Source organism: Gluconobacter frateurii (assembly GCF_002723955.1).
In the GTDB taxonomy this organism is placed as follows: Bacteria; Pseudomonadota; Alphaproteobacteria; order Acetobacterales; family Acetobacteraceae; genus Gluconobacter; species Gluconobacter frateurii.
On the sequence record NZ_BEWN01000003.1, the window covers coordinates 259,509 to 279,216 of the forward strand.

Annotated in this window: 15 protein-coding genes; 8 read left to right on the forward strand and 7 right to left on the reverse strand. The window is 56.4% G+C overall.

From position 1 onward, the window contains the following. Positions 1-2: 2 nt before the first annotated feature. From GFR01_RS09945 to GFR01_RS09970, 6 genes are read right to left on the reverse strand one after another with little or no spacing between them, the layout of a single operon-like run. A complete protein-coding gene (locus GFR01_RS09945) occupies positions 3-1,049 on the reverse strand; it encodes an ABC transporter permease (RefSeq protein WP_099182327.1) in 1,047 nt (348 codons plus the stop codon). Then, a complete protein-coding gene (locus tag GFR01_RS09950; protein WP_099182328.1) occupies positions 1,046-2,632 on the reverse strand; it encodes an ABC transporter ATP-binding protein in 1,587 nt (528 codons plus the stop codon). Before GFR01_RS09950 ends, GFR01_RS09945 begins: the two co-directional genes overlap by 4 nt. Next, positions 2,625-3,728: a BMP family ABC transporter substrate-binding protein gene (locus GFR01_RS09955; RefSeq protein ID WP_099182329.1), complete on the reverse strand. Its 1,104-nt coding sequence runs from the start codon at positions 3,726-3,728 to the stop codon at positions 2,625-2,627. Before GFR01_RS09955 ends, GFR01_RS09950 begins: the two co-directional genes overlap by 8 nt. Beyond that, a complete protein-coding gene (locus tag GFR01_RS09960; RefSeq protein WP_099182330.1) occupies positions 3,719-4,279 on the reverse strand; it encodes a glutathione S-transferase family protein in 561 nt (186 codons plus the stop codon). Before GFR01_RS09960 ends, GFR01_RS09955 begins: the two co-directional genes overlap by 10 nt. Continuing rightward, positions 4,276-4,887 carry a Rieske 2Fe-2S domain-containing protein gene (locus tag GFR01_RS09965; RefSeq protein ID WP_099182331.1) on the reverse strand — a complete coding sequence of 204 codons (612 nt, stop codon included), beginning with the start codon at positions 4,885-4,887 and terminating at the stop codon, positions 4,276-4,278. The genes GFR01_RS09960 and GFR01_RS09965 overlap by 4 nt, the downstream gene beginning before the upstream one ends. Continuing rightward, positions 4,884-5,111, reverse strand: coding sequence for a hypothetical protein (locus tag GFR01_RS09970; protein WP_099182332.1), 228 nt, complete (start codon positions 5,109-5,111; stop codon positions 4,884-4,886). Before GFR01_RS09970 ends, GFR01_RS09965 begins: the two co-directional genes overlap by 4 nt. 128 nt (positions 5,112-5,239) lie before the next feature. On the opposite strand from GFR01_RS09970, the gene GFR01_RS09975 reads away from it, so the two are divergent. From GFR01_RS09975 to GFR01_RS10010, 8 genes are all read left to right on the forward strand, one after another. Further along, positions 5,240-6,079 (forward strand): aromatic ring-hydroxylating oxygenase subunit alpha, encoded by an 840-nt coding sequence (locus GFR01_RS09975; protein WP_099182333.1) that lies wholly within the window; start codon positions 5,240-5,242, stop codon positions 6,077-6,079. Then, the gene (locus GFR01_RS09980; protein ID WP_099182334.1) at positions 6,076-7,425 is read left to right on the forward strand and encodes an amidohydrolase family protein; all 1,350 of its coding nucleotides are present in this window, start codon (positions 6,076-6,078) and stop codon (positions 7,423-7,425) included. Before GFR01_RS09975 ends, GFR01_RS09980 begins: the two co-directional genes overlap by 4 nt. Beyond that, positions 7,419-7,913: a nucleoside deaminase gene (locus tag GFR01_RS09985; protein ID WP_099182335.1), complete on the forward strand. Its 495-nt coding sequence runs from the start codon at positions 7,419-7,421 to the stop codon at positions 7,911-7,913. The genes GFR01_RS09980 and GFR01_RS09985 overlap by 7 nt, the downstream gene beginning before the upstream one ends. Positions 7,914-8,019: 106 nt before the next feature. Further along, complete coding sequence (locus GFR01_RS09990; RefSeq protein ID WP_174694703.1) at positions 8,020-9,426, forward strand: 8-oxoguanine deaminase; 1,407 nt, start codon at positions 8,020-8,022, stop codon at positions 9,424-9,426. Positions 9,427-9,572: 146 nt separating this feature from the next. Next, complete coding sequence (locus tag GFR01_RS09995; protein WP_099182336.1) at positions 9,573-11,207, forward strand: S10 family peptidase; 1,635 nt, start codon at positions 9,573-9,575, stop codon at positions 11,205-11,207. A gap of 210 nt (positions 11,208-11,417) precedes the next feature. Further along, positions 11,418-12,704, forward strand: coding sequence for a cation:dicarboxylate symporter family transporter (locus GFR01_RS10000; protein ID WP_099182337.1), 1,287 nt, complete (start codon positions 11,418-11,420; stop codon positions 12,702-12,704). A gap of 146 nt (positions 12,705-12,850) precedes the next feature. Further along, positions 12,851-15,286: a TonB-dependent receptor plug domain-containing protein gene (locus GFR01_RS10005; protein ID WP_099182338.1), complete on the forward strand. Its 2,436-nt coding sequence runs from the start codon at positions 12,851-12,853 to the stop codon at positions 15,284-15,286. A gap of 65 nt (positions 15,287-15,351) precedes the next feature. Then, positions 15,352-16,524 (forward strand): FAD-dependent oxidoreductase, encoded by a 1,173-nt coding sequence (locus GFR01_RS10010; RefSeq protein ID WP_099182339.1) that lies wholly within the window; start codon positions 15,352-15,354, stop codon positions 16,522-16,524. Between the two features lie 93 nt (positions 16,525-16,617). Here GFR01_RS10010 and GFR01_RS10015 read toward each other — a convergent pair whose 3' ends face one another. Then, the gene (locus tag GFR01_RS10015) at positions 16,618-19,698 is read right to left on the reverse strand and encodes an efflux RND transporter permease subunit (protein WP_099182340.1); all 3,081 of its coding nucleotides are present in this window, start codon (positions 19,696-19,698) and stop codon (positions 16,618-16,620) included. Positions 19,699-19,708: the final 10 nt, after the last annotated feature.

Consider the following 19,708-nt stretch of genomic DNA (forward strand, 5'->3'; position numbering starts at 1 on the left):
GGTCAGGTCCTGTTCACGCGGACATAGGCCGCCAGTTCGTCTCCCGCCGCGATGGCGAGAACAAGAAGGCCAGTGATTGCCAGAACAGCCGAGGAACTGATCTGGGTGGTCTGTAGAACGATGCCTGTATCAAGGATCAACGCCATCAGGAGAGCAGCCGGGATCAGCGCGAGGCATGATCCGCGAGCCAACAGCGCAACAACGATACCCAGATAGCCATAGTTGTTGGCAAGGCCTCCCTGAAGCCGGTGCACAGTTCCTGCGACCTCAAAGACACCCGCCAGCCCGGCCAAGGCACCCGACAGCAGCAAAACAGCCAGAATGCGGGGAGCAACACCAATTCCAGCGTAATGCGCAGCCTGTGGGTTCGAGCCACAGACCGCCGTTTCGTACCCGAAGCGGCTCTTGGCCAGACCGATCCCCAAACCGATGACGGTTGCGAGCGCCAGAATAAAGCCAAGGTGAACAGCACCCCAGAGTTCCGGAAAAGCCATATGCAAACGCTCGGTGGAGGCCAGAGCTCCGGTTACACGATCGGCCCATGGACCAGTTGCAAGATAATAGACCAGCAAAGAGGCCACGAAATTGAGCAGAAGCGAGGTGACGATTTCACTCACGCCTAACCATGCCCGAGCAGCAGCTGGTACGAAGATCCAAGCCGCACCAGCAAGCATGCCAGCGACAATCATGGCGGGCAGCGCAACAAGTGCAGGCCAGTGCGTGAACAGCCCGATCGCCGTGGCAGCAGTCGCGCCGGCATAGAGCTGCCCTTCCGCGCCGATATTCCACAGATTGACGCGGATACCGACCCAGACTGCCGCACCCGTCAGCATCAATGGGGTCATGAACAGGGCCAGATCTTCAATTCCGAACCGGGAACCAACCGTAGAGCGTACAACCAGCGCGGCGAGTTCGATGGGAGAGCGGCCCATGGCAGCCAGAGTTATGGCGACGACGCTGAGGGCTGCGAGGATGGATAATCCCCGCCCCACAGCGATGCGATAAGAGGGAACAACCGTCAGACGGGTGCGATGCGATACAGCGCTCATGCTGCCTCCGACAGGCTACGACCACTCATGAGAGCCCCAATACTGTCTCTGCCCGCGTCCGCACGCGCCATGATCCCCATGAGGCGCCCTGCATACAGGACGGCAATTCGATCGCTGAGAGCAAAAATTTCGTCCAGATCTTCCGACATGAGAACCACGGCCACACCTGCGTCCCGTGCGCGGGCAAGCATGTCGCGCATAGCGGAAATGGCGCCGATATCCAGGCCGCGGCTTGGGTAACTCGCGACCAGCACATGGCTTGCAATCCGGATTTCCCGTTCCAGAACCAGTCTCTGCTGATTGCCACCAGACAGTCCACGGATCTGAACCTGCGTTCCGGGGAGTTTGACACCGGCTTTGTCGGCCAGCATCTGAGCGAATTTGCGGGCCTGCGGCATGGAAAAGCTGAATTTTCCGCCAATGGGAGGGTGATCATACTCCCGTAGGGCCATGTTTTCCGCGACACTCAATCCCGGCATCAATGCACGTTTGAGGCGGTCTTCCGGAACATGCCCAACCCCGGCATGGGCAAACATGGCCGGGTCTGCACGGTTTACAGCCTTGCCGTTCAGAAAAATGGTTCCACTTTCAGGGTCCTTCAGGCCGGTTAGAACTTCTGCCAGCTCAGGCTGGCCGTTTCCCGTCACCCCTGCAATTCCGAGGATCTCGCCGGGGCGCAGGGAAAGACTGACATTATCAAGCCGCACGACCCCTGCATTATCGCGCACAATGACCTGCTGGAGGGAAAGTGGTTCTGCCTTCCCAACCTCCGGAGCGGAAGCCTGACGGGGATAGGACGTCGCAAGAGCAACAGGGCGCCCAATCATTTCTGTCACCAGGCTGTCAGGTGTGACATCCGCAACCTGATGGGTGCCGATCAAGCGGCCCTGACGCAGAACGGAGACACGATCTGCCAGAGCCATAATCTCGTCCAGCTTATGGCTGATGATGATGACTGCCCCACCTTCAGACCGAAACCGCCGTAGAGCCGAAAACAGCTCCCCGACCTCAACCGGGCTGAGAACTGCCGTAGGTTCATCCAGAATGAGCAGCCGCGCGCCGCGAGAAAGCACGCGCAAAATTTCGACCCGCTGCTGCTCACCAGCCGACAATGAGGAAACAATGGCTGAAGGCCGCACCGGCAATCCAAATTTGGTAGAAAGCGCTTTTGCCCGTGCCTCAATATCTTTTGCCGAGAGGCGCTTGGGCGTCTCTGACCAGCCAAGATGCAGGTTTTCCGCAACCGTAAAGCGCGGCACCAGCCGGAAATGCTGGTGCACCATGCCGATCCCCGCCGAAATGGCGGCATCCGGAGCCGGAAATGTAGTGCCATATCCATCAATGATGATTTCACCGGCATCTGGCTGATACAGACCCGTAACCACGTTCATCAGAGTGGATTTCCCTGCCCCGTTCTCACCCAGAAGCGCGTGGATTTCACCAGGGAAGACGTTTAGGGAAACATGCTCATTGGCGATGACACCGGGAAAGTACTTCGCGATGTTCACCAGTTCCAGAATGGGCGGTGTTCCGGCGGGAAGATGGCGCGGCGGAGCGTTAGGCGTATGTGTGACGTCAGCCAAGGCCGGATACTCCCTGCACCTGCCAGCTCCAGCCATACATCTCCGCGTCTGTCATGACATGACCCGGTGCAACACGGAGCTTGCCGTCTGAATCATAGATTGGTCCCTGGAATGGCGACCACCCAGCGAGCATCCGGTCTCTAACTGCGTCAGCTTCCTTCTGGACCGCCTCGGGCACGTTCTGGCCCCAGCGGTCACGGTCGACGCCCTTCCCCAGCGTCAGGAAACGACCTTCCGGGGCCCATTCCCCCCGGATTCGAGCGCCAACCTGTTGAATATAGAAATCAGCAAAATCTAGCGTGACAGAACTGACATAGGCGTTCGGCCCAAACTCTCGCATGTCGGTGTTCCACATAGCCGCCCAGACGCCGCGCTTTTCCGCCACACGCAGATAGCCCGGATCATCCATGATGCCACACAGGAAGTCACATCCACTGTCTACGAGAGCAGCACCAGCCTCGGTTGCGGCCTGTGGGTCAAACCAGGAATTGATGGAAATGACGCGCATTGTCGCGTTCGGATTGACCGATCTCGCGCCAAGAAGAACAGCATTGGCGCTTGCATAGACGGACGGTACCGGGAACGACGCCACATATCCCAGCTTCCCGCTTTTGCTGAGCCGGGCTGCCGCAATGCCGATCACATAACTCGCATACCAGTGCGTGATGTAATACCAGCCGAGATTGTTGCTGACGGTATGACCGTCACATTCCATGAACGCCACATTCGGCGCCCGGTCCGCAACGTCCTTGATGAAATCTCCATAATTCGACGTGGAGATGACCATCTGAGCGCCTTCCGCTACGAACTGGCGAAAGATGCGCGTTGCGTCCGCGGAATATGGCACGCTCTCAACAAACAGCGTCTTTACTGCCGGATAGGCGCGCTTCACGGCTTCGACGCCCTGATTATGCGCGTAACTCCACCCTCCGTCCGTGATGGGGCTGGTGTGCCCGAAGCCGACAAGAAGATCTTCTTCCCGAATAGGTGCGAAACGGCGTTCGGCAGCCTTGAGCGCGGAAGGCAGCAATAGCGAACTTCCGAGAGCGACCAATGCTCTGCGCCGGGGAAGACGTGTCAGGTCTTTCAATGACATTCCGGCACTCCTGGCATCGTCATGAATCCGGGTAGCGCCTTGAACTGCCGGATGAAATTTCGGATCGCTGGATAAAGATCCAGCGGTACTTCCAGATCCTGACTTAAAGCGACGATCGGGAACAGCAGAATATCGGCAACACCCGGATGCCTTCCCGAGAGCCAGGGACGGTCACACAGCCGGTCGTCTGACAGGCGATCCTCAATTTCAGTCATCAGACGAAACACTGAGGGAGGAACCCCGTCTGTCGGTAACGCAGCCAGAAGCGCGGCCCGGCGAAGATGTGAAAGCTGTTCCAGCGCACTCTCTGCCCATGCGTCTCGCCGTTCTTCCCCAATACCAAGATGCCAGTCCCGGGAAACTTCGGGCAGACTGGTCAGTCTTTGCAGGATATCGGCGGGGCCACGAAGACAACCCCCGTCAATTTCAAGCACGGGTCCGGTTTCCAGAGCAGCAGCGTCTGTGATGGTTGGAAGATGTACGCCCATCAATGACGCGCCCAGCCGGACGGCATAGCACCGGTCGTCGAGTGCCCAGTCTCGCAGCCTCATGCCGGAACCTTTTCGTTGAGTGCTTCGAGATGGTCTCTGGTCGTTTTGGCTCTGGCGGCAATATCCAGCCGGTTAGCCAGCGTTGCCGATGCCATGTGCAGCATTGTCAGACCGGGTTCGGGTTCATGAGCGGCCACGAGACAGTCTTCCTGCCACTTCCACCCCTCCTCCGGGAGCGCCAGAGCGACACGCACTGAAGCCAAAGGTGCCTGAACGAGAATACTGCGCGCGCCGAACGCATCCTCATCCGGCAGCTCGTCCAGACTGGCGTCCTCATTCAGGGACACCCAGATTATACCGGCCCGCTCTTCCGCCCGATAGGCATGAGCATGGATTGTTCCCGGTACACGTAATTCAGGATGCGCTGGAATATGACGGCAGGTGGCATCCGCGCCGAACTGCCAGCCGTGATACAGACAGGCCAGATTGCCATTCCGCACGAAGCCGAAGCTCAGTCGCATACCTCGATGGGGGCAGCGGTCCTCCCAGGCATGAACCTGCCCGTCTGCACCGCGCCAAAGCGCAATCTCCTTCCCGTACAAACGGGCCGGTGCTGCAGTTTCGGATGGGACATCCATCCCAAGCGCAAGGGGAAACCAGTCTGTCACGCGATGTCTTCCGCACCAGTCACGATACAGCCTGCAGGCCCCAAAAGGCAGGACATTTCAAACATGCCAAGCAGGGCTTCCTCCCCAACGATCCGGGCTTCGAAACGGGACTGTGAAACGGACATCTTTGTAATCTCCACGGCCAGAAGCTCTGCGCGGGCCATTGCAAAGCCTTGCAATGCCTCAGGATCAAAATGCCCTGTGAGACGAATCTCCCGGACCATATAATCATGCCCTCCTTATCTCATTTCACAATAAGAATTTTCCGGCTTATCAATATTCCTTATTCCACCCACACCAGATGTCATGATTAACTCAGGGTCAACCGCCACCAGCAGCAGGTCCATGCGCCATGAGTACCGTTGATCCGGAAACGTTATCACAATGGTATCCGCTCGCCATGCTGGAAGATCTGACGGAACCGCATTTCCAGACAATGCTGTTGGACAAGCTCATCGACGTTTCACGAGACGATAAAGGCGCTCTTCAGGTTCTCTGTGGGAACCGCTCCCTGCCCGCCCGCGAACGCTACGGATATCTCTGGACGTCTCTGGGCGAGCCGGTGCGCGATATTCCGTCTATCCCTGAAGCGGAGGAGCCAGATCGGCGACTGGTCTGTTGCGGGTCCATTGCCGTCCATTCATCTGGCCTCAGGGTTGTTGAGAACTTTCTCGACATGGCGCATTTTCCGTTTGTTCACACCAATATTCTCGGGGCAGAGCCGGAAACCGAGGTCCGCCGCTATCAGATTGAAACCCGTGAAGGGGGCGAAGAAATCTGGGCAACGGACTGTACATTCTTTCAGCCACAGGCCGCTCTTTCGGCTTCCGGCGGTATTCTCACCGATTATACCTACCGGGTTGCGGCGCCCTTCTCGACGCTTCTTTACAAGACCTGCCCTGCCTCTCCTGAACGGCAGGACGTGATCGCTCTTTTCGTCCAGCCCATGACACCTACACGCTCACGGGCCCATCCCGTCATGTTTCTGATCGATGAAGCCTCGCCTCTTGAAGGGCTGGTGGAGTTCCAGCAGTTCATCTTCCTTCAGGACAGGATTATTCTTGAGAACCAGCGCCCTCGCCTGATGCCACTTGATGGTAAGTATGAGATCCCGACCATGGCGGACCGATCCTCGGTGGCCTATCGGCGCTGGCTGAAGGGTAAAGGCGTCACCTATGGTGTGCTCGCGTGACTGAGACCATCATCATCGGGCGGGTTCTGACATCGGAGACGCCCCAGAGCACTCGCCTCGAAAACGTAGCTCTTCTGGTCGATACAGACGGCACCATTCAGGAACGCATCCCTCAAGGTACAGCACGCTATGACGTTCTGTCTGCACGAAGGGACGCAGTCTGGCTGCCCGATGAAACACTTCTGACCCCCGGTCTGACAGATCTGCACATTCACGCACCGCAATGGCCACAAGCTGGTATGGCGCTGGATCGACCGCTTGAAGACTGGCTCGGCACCTATACTTTCCCGCTGGAAGCCAGCTACGCTGACCCTGCTTTTGCGGAAGATGTTTATGACGATCTTGTCCGCACCCTGCTGGAGAACGGCACCACAACGGCGCTTTATTTCGCGACGATCCATGAAGAGGCCAGTCTCGTTCTGGCCCGGACCTGCCTTCGCTATGGGCAGCGCGGGTTTGTTGGCTTGGTCGCCATGGATCACCCGGACCTTTGTCCGCCGGACTACCGGCAGGCCAGCGCTCGGGAGGCTCTGGATGCAACGCGTCGGTTCATTGGGGCTGTTCGCGCTCTTCCGGGTAACGAACATGGCCTCGTTCAGCCTGTCATAACTCCCCGGTTCATCCCCGCCTGTTCCGACGCACTCCTTGAAGGACTGGGAGAACTGGCCGCCGAGCTGAACGTTCGGGTTCAAACCCATGCGTCTGAAAGTGACTGGGAACACCAGCACGTTCTGAATCGCACAGGCCAGACGGATACCCACGCGCTGGACCATTTTGGTCTACTACGTGATCATACTGTTCTGGCCCATGCTGGATTTCTAGATCAGACCGACCGGGCGCTTGTTAGAAACCGCAACGCCGCGCTGGCACACTGCCCTATTTCCAATGCGTTTTTTGCCGGAGCCGCACTTCCTGTGCGTGACGTTCTGGACGAGCATGTCCATTGCGGGCTGGGCACGGATATTTCCGGCGGCTATTCGCCCTCGATTTTCGAAAATGCCCGGCAAGCGGTTCTGACCTCCCGTCTGCTGGAAAGCGGCACAAATCCTCACCTTCCTGCTTCAGAGCGTGGGTTACCCAAAAGCCGGATCGACTTTCAGGAAGCCTTCTGGCTGGCCACACGCGGAGGGGCTGAAGCCCTGGGGGTTTCTGCCGGGCAACTCATGCCAGGTCAGATGTTCGATGCCGTCGAAATTCTGGGAACGTCTGGCGCTCTGCGACTGCATCCAAAAGACGATGCCGCCACCTGTGCGCAAAAAATCGTTTGCCACGCATCGTCACAGACCATTGGCCGCGTCTGGGTCAATGGCCGTCAAATCAAGGAAAAGGCGTCTCACCCATGCTGACAGACACTGATGATCTCCGCTTCCTTCGCATGTCCTTTGATATTGCGCGTAAATCGCGTGAAGGTGGCGACCATCCGTTCGGCTCCATCCTTGTAGACGCGGATGGGACAGTCCTGATGGAACAGGGCAACGGCTACAGCGCGGAAGGCTGCGACATGACAGCTCATGCCGAACGTCTGCTCGCCAGTCGTGCAAGCCGCGCTTATGGCTCTGAACGCCTGCGAAGCTGCACGCTCTACAGCTCCGCCGAGCCTTGCGCGATGTGTTCTGGCGCCATTTACTGGGCTGGCATTGGACGCGTCGTGTACGGCCAGTCGGAAAAAGGCCTAAAGGACATGACGGGCAATCACGCGGAAAATCCGACGCTGGATCTTCCCTGCCGCACGGTTTTCGACGCCGGGCAGCAGAACGTTGAGGTCATCGGCCCCCTTCTTGAAGATGAAGCAGCGGCCCTTCAGGCAGAATTTTGGGACGCCCATCCGGCGTGACATCCCCGCCACCCTGATGCTAGGCTGACCGTTCCTCGCCCGTTCAAGACCAGCTTGATGACGATCCGGAGTTCGCACCTTCGGAACAGGGCCTTCTGCGAAAGTCATGATCCGTCATGGCTTGCTGATGGTATCGGGAAAGGACGCCGCAATGACGGTCAGCCTCCTTATTACAAACGCCTATCTTTACATTGATCGAGACTGGGAAATCCCGAACGGATGGATCGCCCTGAAGGACGGTCGTGTTCATTCCGTGGGACATTCTGGCGACACGCCACCACCGGCTGAAAAAATGCTCTCAGCCAATGGAAAGCTGGTGACGCCGGGTCTCATCAATGCCCATCACCACATGTACCAGAACCTGACCCGCGCCTATGCGCCCGTCACGAACGGAACGCTGTTCGAGTGGCTGCAAGGGTTATATCCGCTCTGGGCCGGGCTGGATGAAGAGTCCGTTTATCTTTCAACTGCCGTGGCCATGGTTGAGCTTCTCATGGGTGGTTGCACAACATCCATGGATCACATGTACGTCCATCCCAAGCCGTTTCTGATTGATGCGCAGTTCCGTGCGGCGAAAGACATCGGATTTCGCTTCCATGCCACGCGTGGTTCCATGACGCGTTCCGTTGAGGATGGCGGTCTACCACCTGCGTCGGTCGTACAGGATGAAGACACCATTCTCGCGGACAGTGAACGTCTGGTTCATGCCTATCATGATGCCTCACCCGGTGCGATGGGTCGTGTTGCTCTCGCGCCCTGCTCGCTCTTCAGTGTTTCCGAACGGATCATGACGGAATCTGCCGCCATGGCAGACCGGTATGATCTACGCCTCCATACGCATCTGGCGGAAGATCACGACGAAGACCGCTACTGTGCGGACGTTTATGGGTGCACCCCGACGGAATATTTCGAACGTGTGGGTTGGGCCAGTCCGCGCTCCTGGATTGCCCATTACATCTACCCTTCTACGGACGAAATCGACCGCCTCGCCCATGCGGGTGTCTGTACGGCGCAATGTCCGTGCTCGAACATGATGATCGGTGGTGGCTCTGCTGATGCCATGGACATGCGCCGCAGGGGAATGCGGGTTGGGCTTGGCTGTGACGGATCGGCCTCCACCGATCATGCATCGCTCTGGCTGGAGACCCGCATGGCGCTCCTGCTGGGACGGTTCCGCAATGGCCCCCATTCCATGACGGCTCGGGACGCGCTGGATATGGCAACACGGGGTGGAGCAGCCTGTCTGGGCTGGGAGGATGAAATCGGGCATCTAAGACCCGGTGCCTGTGCCGATCTGGTCATCTGGCAAATGTCAGAAATCTCCCTCGCCGGTGCACTGACAGACCCGGTGGAAGCATGGCTTCGCTGCGCTCCTGCGACAGCGGGCACAACCATCGTGAATGGCCGTATCCTTGTGGAAAATGGACAGCCCGTCCTGAAAAACCTGGGAGACATTCTTGGAGCGCATCGCAAAGAGGCCATGCGCATCCAGCGCCTGAACGTCTCGGCGTGATCAGAAGCGGGGCGATGGCATACGTCGCCCCGTTGCAAAGCAATGTTCCATTACTGAAGGAGACGTGAAAGACTTTTCATCTCTCGGGAACTTGTAAGGCTTTCGTATTCCTTCCAGAATAATCGCACTATGTAAGGAGTTACACCGTGCGTACCAAGATTTTGACCTGCTCTCTCCTTGCGGCAGGCCTACTGGCTGCGACCAGCCTGACAGCTCATGCAGAAGCCCCTTCTTCAGAAACCGTGAAAGCACCGGAAGGCGTATCTCACTTTCTGACAACGCCCCAGAAGGTCGTTTCAGATGGGGCTGCAACCATTCGTGGGCAGCACATCGCGTATCAGGCTGTGACCGGAACGCTGATCGTTCATGCTCAGGGCTGGGATGATTCCGATACCGGCAGCAAAGATGAGAAGACCGACAAGAAGAACCCGGACGCCGTGGCGTCAATCTTCTATGTGGCCTACTTCAAGAAAGGCACCCATCCGGAAAACCGTCCGATCACCTTTGTCTATAACGGTGGTCCAGGGTCATCGAGTGTCTGGATGCACATGGGAGCCTTTGGGCCGCACCGTATTGTCACCGCAGACGATACCCATACACCGGCTGCGCCCTATCATCTGATTGAGAACAACGACAGCCCGCTGGATGCGACCGATCTGGTCTTCATTGATGCCCCGGGTACCGGGTTCGGGCGCCTCGTTGGCAAGGACAAGGAAAAGGCATTTTACGGCACGGACCCGGATGCAGCAGCCTTTACGGACTTCATCGCACAATTCCTGACACGCTTTAACCGTTTCAACTCCCCCAAATACCTTTTTGGCGAGAGCTACGGCACAACGCGCTCCGCGATCATTGCCAATCAGTTGGCGTCGGAAAAAGGTATTGATCTGAACGGCGTTATGCTGCTGTCCCAGATCCTAGACTATGACAACTCGATCGACAGTGTAAAGTCGAACCCGAGCGTCGATCAGCCCTATGTTCTGGCTCTCCCCAGCTTTGCCGCAACTGCGTGGTATCATCACAAGCTGCCGAACCAGCCAAAAGACCTGAAGCCTTTCCTGTCCGAAGTCGAGCACTTCGCCCTGACGGATTACACGTCTGCCCTCCAGGACGGCACATCCATTTCAGATGAAAAACTGGAGCAGACGGCCCAGAAACTTCATCAGTACACAGGCCTTCCGGTCGAATATCTGAAAAAGGCAGACCTGCGCGTAAGCGGCGGTGAATTTGCCAAGACTCTTCTTGGGGATGACGGCATGGATACAGGCCGTCTGGACAGCCGGTTCTCCGGACCATCCATTGATCCGCTCGGGCAGACGCCAGATTATGACCCACAGTTTGCGGCCATGCAATCTGCCTACGTTTCAGCATTCAATGATTACGTGCGCAATACCCTGCACTACGGCATAAATCCTGCGTTCGATGACGGGTATCAGGAATACAAGGTCAGTGCTCATTCGATTGGAAAATGGGCCTTCGTGCACAAGCAGCCCGGCTCAGGCCGTCCAGCCAAGGGCGCGCCGAACGTTCTGCCGGATCTGGCCAGCGCCATGAAGCAGAACCCAAGCCTCAAAATCATGCTGAACCAGGGCTATTATGATCTTGGAACACCATTCTTTGAGGGCATCTACGAGATGCAGCATCTTCCGATCCCCCGGAAACTGGCTTCGAATATTGAATTTCACCAGTATGAATCCGGCCACATGGTCTATGCCCATGCCCCAGCTCTTGCAGAACTGCATGACAACGTCGTCAACTTCATCAACAAGACGCACGGCTAAGGTTTGAAGTCGGTTGGGCAGTTGCATGGAGCTGCCCAACCTTTTCCCATCTGCATTAAATTTCACATCGAACCAGAACGATTTCGTATCGGTTTGACATCCAGATAACTGCATGTCTTCATATTCGGAAAATGAATATATTCTTCTGATCTTCGGATAAGCGCCCCATCTGGACGTCCCGTTTCAGAAGCCATCTTCCGGAGCCCCTGCATGAGCGGAAATACCCAGAGAACATCTGCCTCTTTCCGCGTACCCAGTCTTTTCGTTCAGGTTGTTCTCGCGACCGTTCTGGGAATGCTGGTTGGAATTCTTATCCCATCCATTGCCCCGGATGTCCGATGGACGACTGATCTGTTCCTGAAACTGATCGTTATGGCGGTGGGCCCTCTTCTCTTCTGCATCGTTGCTTTAGGGATTATCGGAGCTGGCTCTCTCAAGACCGTTGGACGTCTAGGAGGTCGAGCGCTGTTATACTTCGAGGGCATGACAACACTGGTTCTGTTCGCGTCGGTCGGTATCACTATGCTTCTGGGCGCAGGCAAAGGCATCCGATTTGTTCCAACGCCGGGAGATGAACAGCTTGTCGCAACGTATAGCGGCAACGCAAAGCATCTTCATGATCGGGGTATCAGTGATTTTCTGCTCTCGCTGGTTCCTCATACCCCTGTCTCCGCTTTTGCAGACGGGAATATTCTTCAGATCTTGTTTATTGCGATCCTGTCTGGCTGCTGCCTGAACCAGATGGGGTCATCGGCTGCACCAGTCGTTACCCTTCTGGAAAGCCTGTCAGCACTCTTTTCACGGATGATGCGCTTCATTATCTGCCTGGCTCCCCTTGGCGTATTTGGCGCAATGGTCACGACAACGGCGCGCTACGGCCTCGATACCGTGGTGCATCTGGCAGGTTTTGTGCTGCTGTATTTCCTCATGATTGCGATGTTCATTATTGGCATTCTCGGCGGGTTGCTCAAGTTATGCGGTCTTAGTCCACTCCGCTTTGCGCGATATTTCCGCGAAGAAAGCGCCATTGTCATGACCACCACAGCGTCGGACGCGGTCCTCCCGCGGCTTATGGAAAAGCTGGAAGCCTTGGGAATTGAGCGCCAGGTCGTCGGGCTGGTTGTTCCTGCGGGTTATTCTTTCAATCTGGATGCCCTGTCCATTTATCTGGGCGTGGCTGTCATTTTTCTTGCCAATGCGACCGGGACACACCTCACCTTCTGGCAGATCACCACTATGCTGGTTACAGCGCTCTTCACATCCAAGGGCGCACATGGCGTTCCCGGAATTGGCATTGTGATTCTGGCGGCCACACTGGCTGCTGTTCCATCTATTCCAGTCGCCAGTCTTGTCATGCTTCTTGCAGTCGACTGGTTCGTGGGGATTGCGCGCGCCGTCGGGAATTTTGCCGGAAACTGCGTGGCTCCAGTGGTGATCGGGCGCTGGGAGAACAAGATTGACCTTGAGCAGGCAAAACGTGTGCTGGCGATGCACTAGATCCACCCCACCCTTAACCCAGGGTTATGGGTCATGTGATTTTTGAGAATTTCATTTCTGGTCCGTTTCGGTAATTGTCAGTATGACGTCGGAACGAATGTGATGGTTTCCCTCGAAACCACGAGAAAACAGAGGGTTTTATTGTGATGCAGACTGCGCGTGGTCTTCTTGGATCTGTAGCTTGTATCGCCCTGATGGCCAGTTCGGCCTATGGTCAGGATACGGCAGCCTCTCCCACCGTAAAAACAGAGAAAAAGCAGGCCCATAAAGCCAGTGCCCTGAAATCCCGCCATTCTCATGCCGCGGCCGCTCAGGATGAGAACATGATCGTGACGGGAACCCGTGCGGCCCATGTCTCCGCACGCTCCAGCACCAGCCCGATTGACGTCATCAGTGCGGCAGATCTGAAACGGACAGGCCAGGTGGATCTCAGGGATGCACTTGCAAGAACCGTCCCGTCGATCAGTGTTCAGTCCATGGGCTATGATACGGGCGCTCTGACAGATTCAATCCGTATGCGTGGTCTGAATCCCAACTATACCCTTGTACTCGTTGACGGAAAGCGTCGTCACACGACGGCCAACATCTACGCGGATGCAGGACTTCAGCAGGGTTCAACCCCTGTCGATATTGACATGATCCCGGCCGGGGCAATCGATCACATCGAAGTTCTGCGAGACGGTGCGGCCGCTCAGTACGGCTCCGACGCAATCGCAGGCGTCGTGAATATCATCCTCAAGAAAACCCCTCACGGATTTAATATTTCCGGACAGACAGGCGCCTATGCTTACAAAGGTGATGGCTGGCAGAGCAATCTGAATCTTGATGGTGGTTTCAGGTTCCTGGGTGACGGTTATATCCACCTGAGTGGACAGTATATCCATACTGATATGACCAACCGTTCTTCCCCTGACGATCGGACTGGCGAGGTCAGCACCAAAATGCTCGGTCGGCCGGAGCAGACACGTGGCACGATGGGACTGGAATTCGGAAAGCGTCTGACAGACGATATCGAACTATACGGTAACGCCACTTACGCCCATCGCCATGCGCAGTCTTTCCAGTATTTCCGCCTCGCAAGTGCACTGCCATCCTACTATCCAAACGGCTTCTCTCCCGTTGAAACCAATGATGAGGATGATTACGGCGCGACGATTGGTATCAAGGGGCAAACGTTCCTCGGATTTAATTACGATCTGAGTTCGACTTACGGTCGGGATATTGTGGATATCCATAATGTCAGTACTGCCAATCTGGGGCTTTATGCCGCAACCGGTTCTACACCAACAACATTCTACGCCGCTGGGTACAGGGACTCCCAGTGGACGAACAACTTCGACCTTCATCGTCTTTTCAAGATGTGGAACATGCCGGTTAACGTCGCCCTCGGTGCCGAACACCGATATGAGGATTATACGATCGTTCCAGGGGATGAGGCGTCTTACAGCTATGGTGGCGCAGCCGGGTTCGTCGGGCTTCAGCCTGTAAATGCAGGATCCTCACATCGCAATGTTTATGCCGGCTATGTGGACCTTGACGTTCATCCGGTAAAGAAACTCGACGTCGATCTGGCAGGCCGATACGAGACCTATTCCGATTTCGGACATACATTTAACGGTAAGATTGCCTCCCGTTACGACTTTACGAAGCGAATTGCCGTTCGGGGTGCCATCAGTAACGGCTTCCGTGCGCCTTCCCTGGCACAGGAATATTACGGCAACCTCAACATCGCCCCCACAAGTGCAAGCGGACAGCTTGCCGTCAACAGTATTGCAGCCCGCAGTCTTGGGGCGAGCGCCCTTAAGCCTGAGCGGTCGACCAACGCCAGCGGTGGCATTGTTCTCACACCGCTCACCAACTGGCATGTGGCTGTTGACGTCTATCAGATCAATATTCGAGACCAGATCGTTGCCGGTGGAAATTACACGGGTCAGGCTGCACTGGACGCTATTGAATCCCAAGGTATCACTCTTCCAAGCGGGATCATCACCAGCAGCGTCAGTGCAAAGTACTTCTCGAACGGTGTCTCAACCCGTACCCAGGGTATGGATATAACGAGTGATTACAAAACGGACTTCCACCAGTACGGGAAGATCCTCTGGACGGCAGCCGTCAACCTGAACCGCGTCCGCATGCATCACCTCGGGAAGGACACACTCGGCAACTCACTCCTGAGCACAAGCGGTGTTTCCACTCTGACGACCGGCTCTCCCCGGAGCAAAATCATCCTGAACGCCAACTGGACCCTCGGTCAGTGGGACGTGAACATCCGTCAGAGCCGGTGGGGGTCTTCCAAGGTTCTCCTCGGATATTCCAACGAAGCTCCGGCGGACCTGCGTTATTCCAACACGATTTTCAAGGAATTCACCAACGCACCGCGCTGGACGACAGATCTTGAAGTGGGATACCGCCCCGATGACCACTGGCATATCTCGCTTGGCGCGAACAACATCTTCAATGTTCGCCCTAGCAAGGTGCCGACCATGAACACGCTGTATGGCATCACGCGCTATTATGTTTCGTCTTCGCAGATGGATTTCAACGGGGCGTATTACTATCTTCAGGCTGCCGCATCCTTCTAAGAATTCTGGTCCCGTATCAGTACGGGACCACGATCCACTTCATTCCCGACCGGAATTCTGTCTCAATGCGTCTTCTTTCCCGTCGTCATGCTTTGACGAGTGCCGCATCCCTGATAGGCCTTTCAACCCTGCCAGGATGCGCAGACAGAGGTCTTCGCAATCTGGATCTGGATGCGGATGTTCGCTCCCTCCCCGTCATCCGGGCACGCACGGACCGGATTGACCGCATCACGGTCTGTCTTCGTCCGTTCCGCGCAGCGGGCCCCCGTCTGGGCGTCGAACAGGTCGGACACAAAACCGTGGTCCATAATTATGGGCACGGAGGAAGCGGATGGTCGCTTTCCTGGGGAAGTGCCAAGCTGGCTGTAGAACGGGCGTTACCAGTCAGTTCCCAGAAAATCGGCGTTATAGGCTGCGGTGCCATTGGTCTCACGACCGCTATCGTGGCTCAGCAGGCTGGAGCGCAGGTGACGATCTATGCAGAGGCCCTTCCACCCTTTGTTCGCTCCGCCAGGGCTTCGGGAAGCTGGACGCCCTCTTCCCGCATCGCTCAGAAAGACGCGATGACGCCGGAATTTGCTACGCGCTGGGAGACCATGGCCCGGTATTCGTTCTCCTGTTACCAGAACCTTCAGGGGCTGCCGGGAAATCCCATTGAGTGGGATACATTCTATGGCATGAAATCGAGAGAGCCTGCTCCTTCTCACGCAGACCCGATCGGCTTTGCCAAGCTGGATGATCGTATTCAGGACATTGAGCCTCAGGGAAATCTGATCAAGATTGATGACACTCGGCTTCCCTATTCGGAAGTCCACAAAAAACCCAATCTGATTTTCAATGTCACAAGCTATTCGGACTATCTGCTACGCCAGTTTCTGGAACGCGGCGGCAAGATCAAAACCATGACCTTGCATCATCCTTCCGAACTGACAGCCCTACCCGAGCCTGTTTTCATCAATTGTACCGGATATGGCGCCCGGGCGCTCTGGAATGATGATAGCATTGTTCCTGTCCGAGGCCAGATTGCGTGGCTAATCCCGCAGCCGGAGGCCCTGTGCAGCATGAGTTTCGGGAACGTGTATGTCGTCTCCCGGCGGGATGGAATTGTTGTTCAGTGGATGGGCGATGATATGGGTTTTGGATACAACCGCACGGATGAAACGCCTGACCTGACGGAAGCCCACCGCAGTGTTTCGGTCATCAACGGCTTATATAAAAGTATGGGCTACACTGTCTGATAGAGGTTCGACTTCGAACCAACAGCGCTCTCTATAAACGCTAAGAAGGAGGAGTGCCCGGGCAAAAATCCGAACATTCCTCCCTTTTAGATCTCAGGGCTGCAGATCGCTCGACTGTTCGGACTTATCCTTGAAAAAACGTGCGTAAAGCGTTGGAAGAACAAGAAGCGTCAGTAGCGTCGAGGATACCAGACCGCCAATCACTACGGTCGCCAGAGGCCGTTCGACCTCTGCGCCAGCACTTCCGGAAAATGCCATCGGAAAGAAGCCGAGACTTGCAACGGACGCTGTTGCAATCACAGGCCGAAACCGCGCACTCGCTGCGGAAAACGCAGCCTTGGCAGCACTCATGCCTTGCAGGCGGAAGGTGCGGATCTGGCTTAGCAGAACAACGCCATTCAGGATCGCCACCCCAAAGAGTGCTATGAACCCGATACCAGCGGCGATACTGAATGGAAGGCCACGCAGAACGAGCGCCAGTATGCCCCCTGTTGCGGCGACAGGCAGGTTGATGAATACCAGCGCCGCTGCGCCGAACGAGCCCAGCGCCGCGATCAGCAGCCCAAAAATCAGAGCCAGTGCGATAGGGACGACAATTTCCAGCCGCTTCATAGCTGACTGGAGGTTCCTGAACTGACCTGCCCAACTCATGCGATATCCATGAGGCAATTTGACCTGCTTCGTCACCGCCTCCTGAGCGGCTGCCACAAATGAACTCACGTCCCGGCCCCGCACATTGGCCTGAACGATCACGCGCCGATGTGTCCCATCACGGTCAATACGGGACGTCCCGTCTACAAGGGAAATATGGGCGACGTCTGTCAGAAGGACCCAGCCCGCGCCATCCGCACGTCGAACCTGAAGGTGGGCAATCCTGTCCTGAGAGTTCACGGCGCCGTCCCGGAACTGAACCTGCGTTGGAATGATGGCGTTTTCAACTGTAACCGGCCGCCCAATATGACCGCCGATGGCTTCAACTTCCGCAAGAATATCCGCCACGGAAACCCCCAGACGCGCCGCGGAATCCCGGTCCACATCCACATGGAGATAAGGAACCGTGCCTTCGCTCTCCGACGCAACATCTGCCGCACCCGGCACACTCTGCACTACGGTGGCGACTTTCTGGGCAAGCCGGTTCAGGACGTCCAGATCATCACCATAGATGGAAATGGCAAGCTGAGTACGAACCCCTGAAAGAAGATCGTCCATGCGCATCTGAATTGGCTGCGTCCAGGAATAATGAGCGTCCGGCACTTTCCTGTTCAGTTCCGCACTCATCTTCTCGACAAGCCCCGCCTCGCTAGACGACGTTGTCCATTGAGAGCGCGGTTTGAGAAACACGAACGTGTCTGTTTCTGCCGTTCCCATAGGGTCCGTCGGGATGGCAGACGTCCCGGTATTGCTGACGACCGTCTCGACATCCGGGAAGGATTTGAGAATTTTTTCCTGCTGCGTCACACCATCCAGAACGGTCGGAAGAGACGCACTGGGAAGACGAATAGAGGTGACCAGCAATGCGCCTTCATCGAGTTGTGGCACGAACTCCCCGCCAAGACGGCTGGCAAGGAACACCGAGACCAGAAATGCTCCACCGGTAATGGCAATCAGCGTTCTGCTATGAGTTTCGCTCCATGCCAGCGCTGGCTCATAGTAGCGACGCAATGTCCGGATAAAGCGTGTTTCATGGTCAGGTGGGCTTCTGTGCATGACGAGTGCGGCCAGAACCGGAATACAGACCACGCAGTAAAGCAGCGAGGCCAGCAATGCCATAATGACGGTCTGCGCCATCGGGCTGAACATACGCCCCTCGATGCTCTGAAGCGTCAAAATGGGCAGATACACCATGATGATTACGAAGATCGCAAACGTCACAGGCCGAATGACCGCCCGAAGAGCTTCTGTCGCAAGGTCAGGCAGCGCAGCCCGATCTTTGGTTGTTCCCCGAATGGACAGAAGATGCTCGACCACGACGAGAGAACTGTCGACAATCATGCCAAAATCGATCGCGCCGAGGCTCAACAGATTGGCAGAAACGCCAAAGAACCTCATGCCGGCCATTGCAAAGATCAGGGCAGCGGGGATGACAGACGCAATAACCAGCGCGGCACGCCAGTCTCCCAGAACGACAATCAGAACGATCAGGACAAGAGCCGCACCGATAACCAGGTTTTCCTTGACTGTATCAATCGTCTCGCCTGTCAGGGTCGAGCGCTTATAAAATGGCTCGAGACTCACGCCTGCGGGAAGCGACTGTATGATCCCGGGTAGAGATGCGTTGATCGCCGCAAGTGTAGCGTTGGAACTGGCACCGTTCTGCATGAGAACCACGCCGTTGACGATTTCACCCTGCCCGTCCCGCGTTACGGCACCCAGTCTTGTCCGAGGCCCTGTTGTAACCTGCCCCACGTCCCTGAGGCGAACAACATTGCCGTTTGCCCCCATACGGACGGGGATGGCTCCAAAAGCCTCCAGGCTTCCCACGAGCGCGCGACCAACCACGACCTGCTGTTCTGCGTGGTGAGCGATCCAGCCACCACCCGCGGAGGCGTTATTCTCGTCAACGGCCTTGTAAACGTCGCCCACGGTGACGTTGAAGGCACGAAGGAGCGCAGGATCCAAAAGAACCTGATATGTCTCTTCTCCGCCACCGTTGACGTTGACGTCCACAACACCCGGAACCAGCTTGAGCTGTGGAACGACCGTCCACCGCATCAGGCGGTTGAGATCCATGGGAGAATAACCTTCTCCCTTGATCTGGATCTGCATGATTTCGCCCATGCCTGTGGCAAGCGGCCCCATGGAGACCGAGATGTTAGGGACCGTGATCGTTTCGCGCGCGGTCTGCATCCGCGCACTGACGCGGGTGCGATCAAGGTCGATATTCGTATTGTCGTCAAACTGAAGATAAACGACGGAAACGCCGGTGCGGGAGACGGATCTAAGATCCGTTACACCGGGAATTCCCGTCATGCTGGCTTCAAGAGGAAATGTAATGAGTTTTTCCACTTCTTCGGTCGCCAGACCAGGGGCAGTAACGGATACGAGAACCTGCTTGGGTGATATATCCGGTACCGGCTCAACAGGAAGTCCCGGGATCGTCAGCAGCCCCCCGATCAGAAGCGCGCAGACAAGCCCCAACAGGACGAAACGGTTCGTCTGAAAAAATTTCAGCATGATGAAAGTA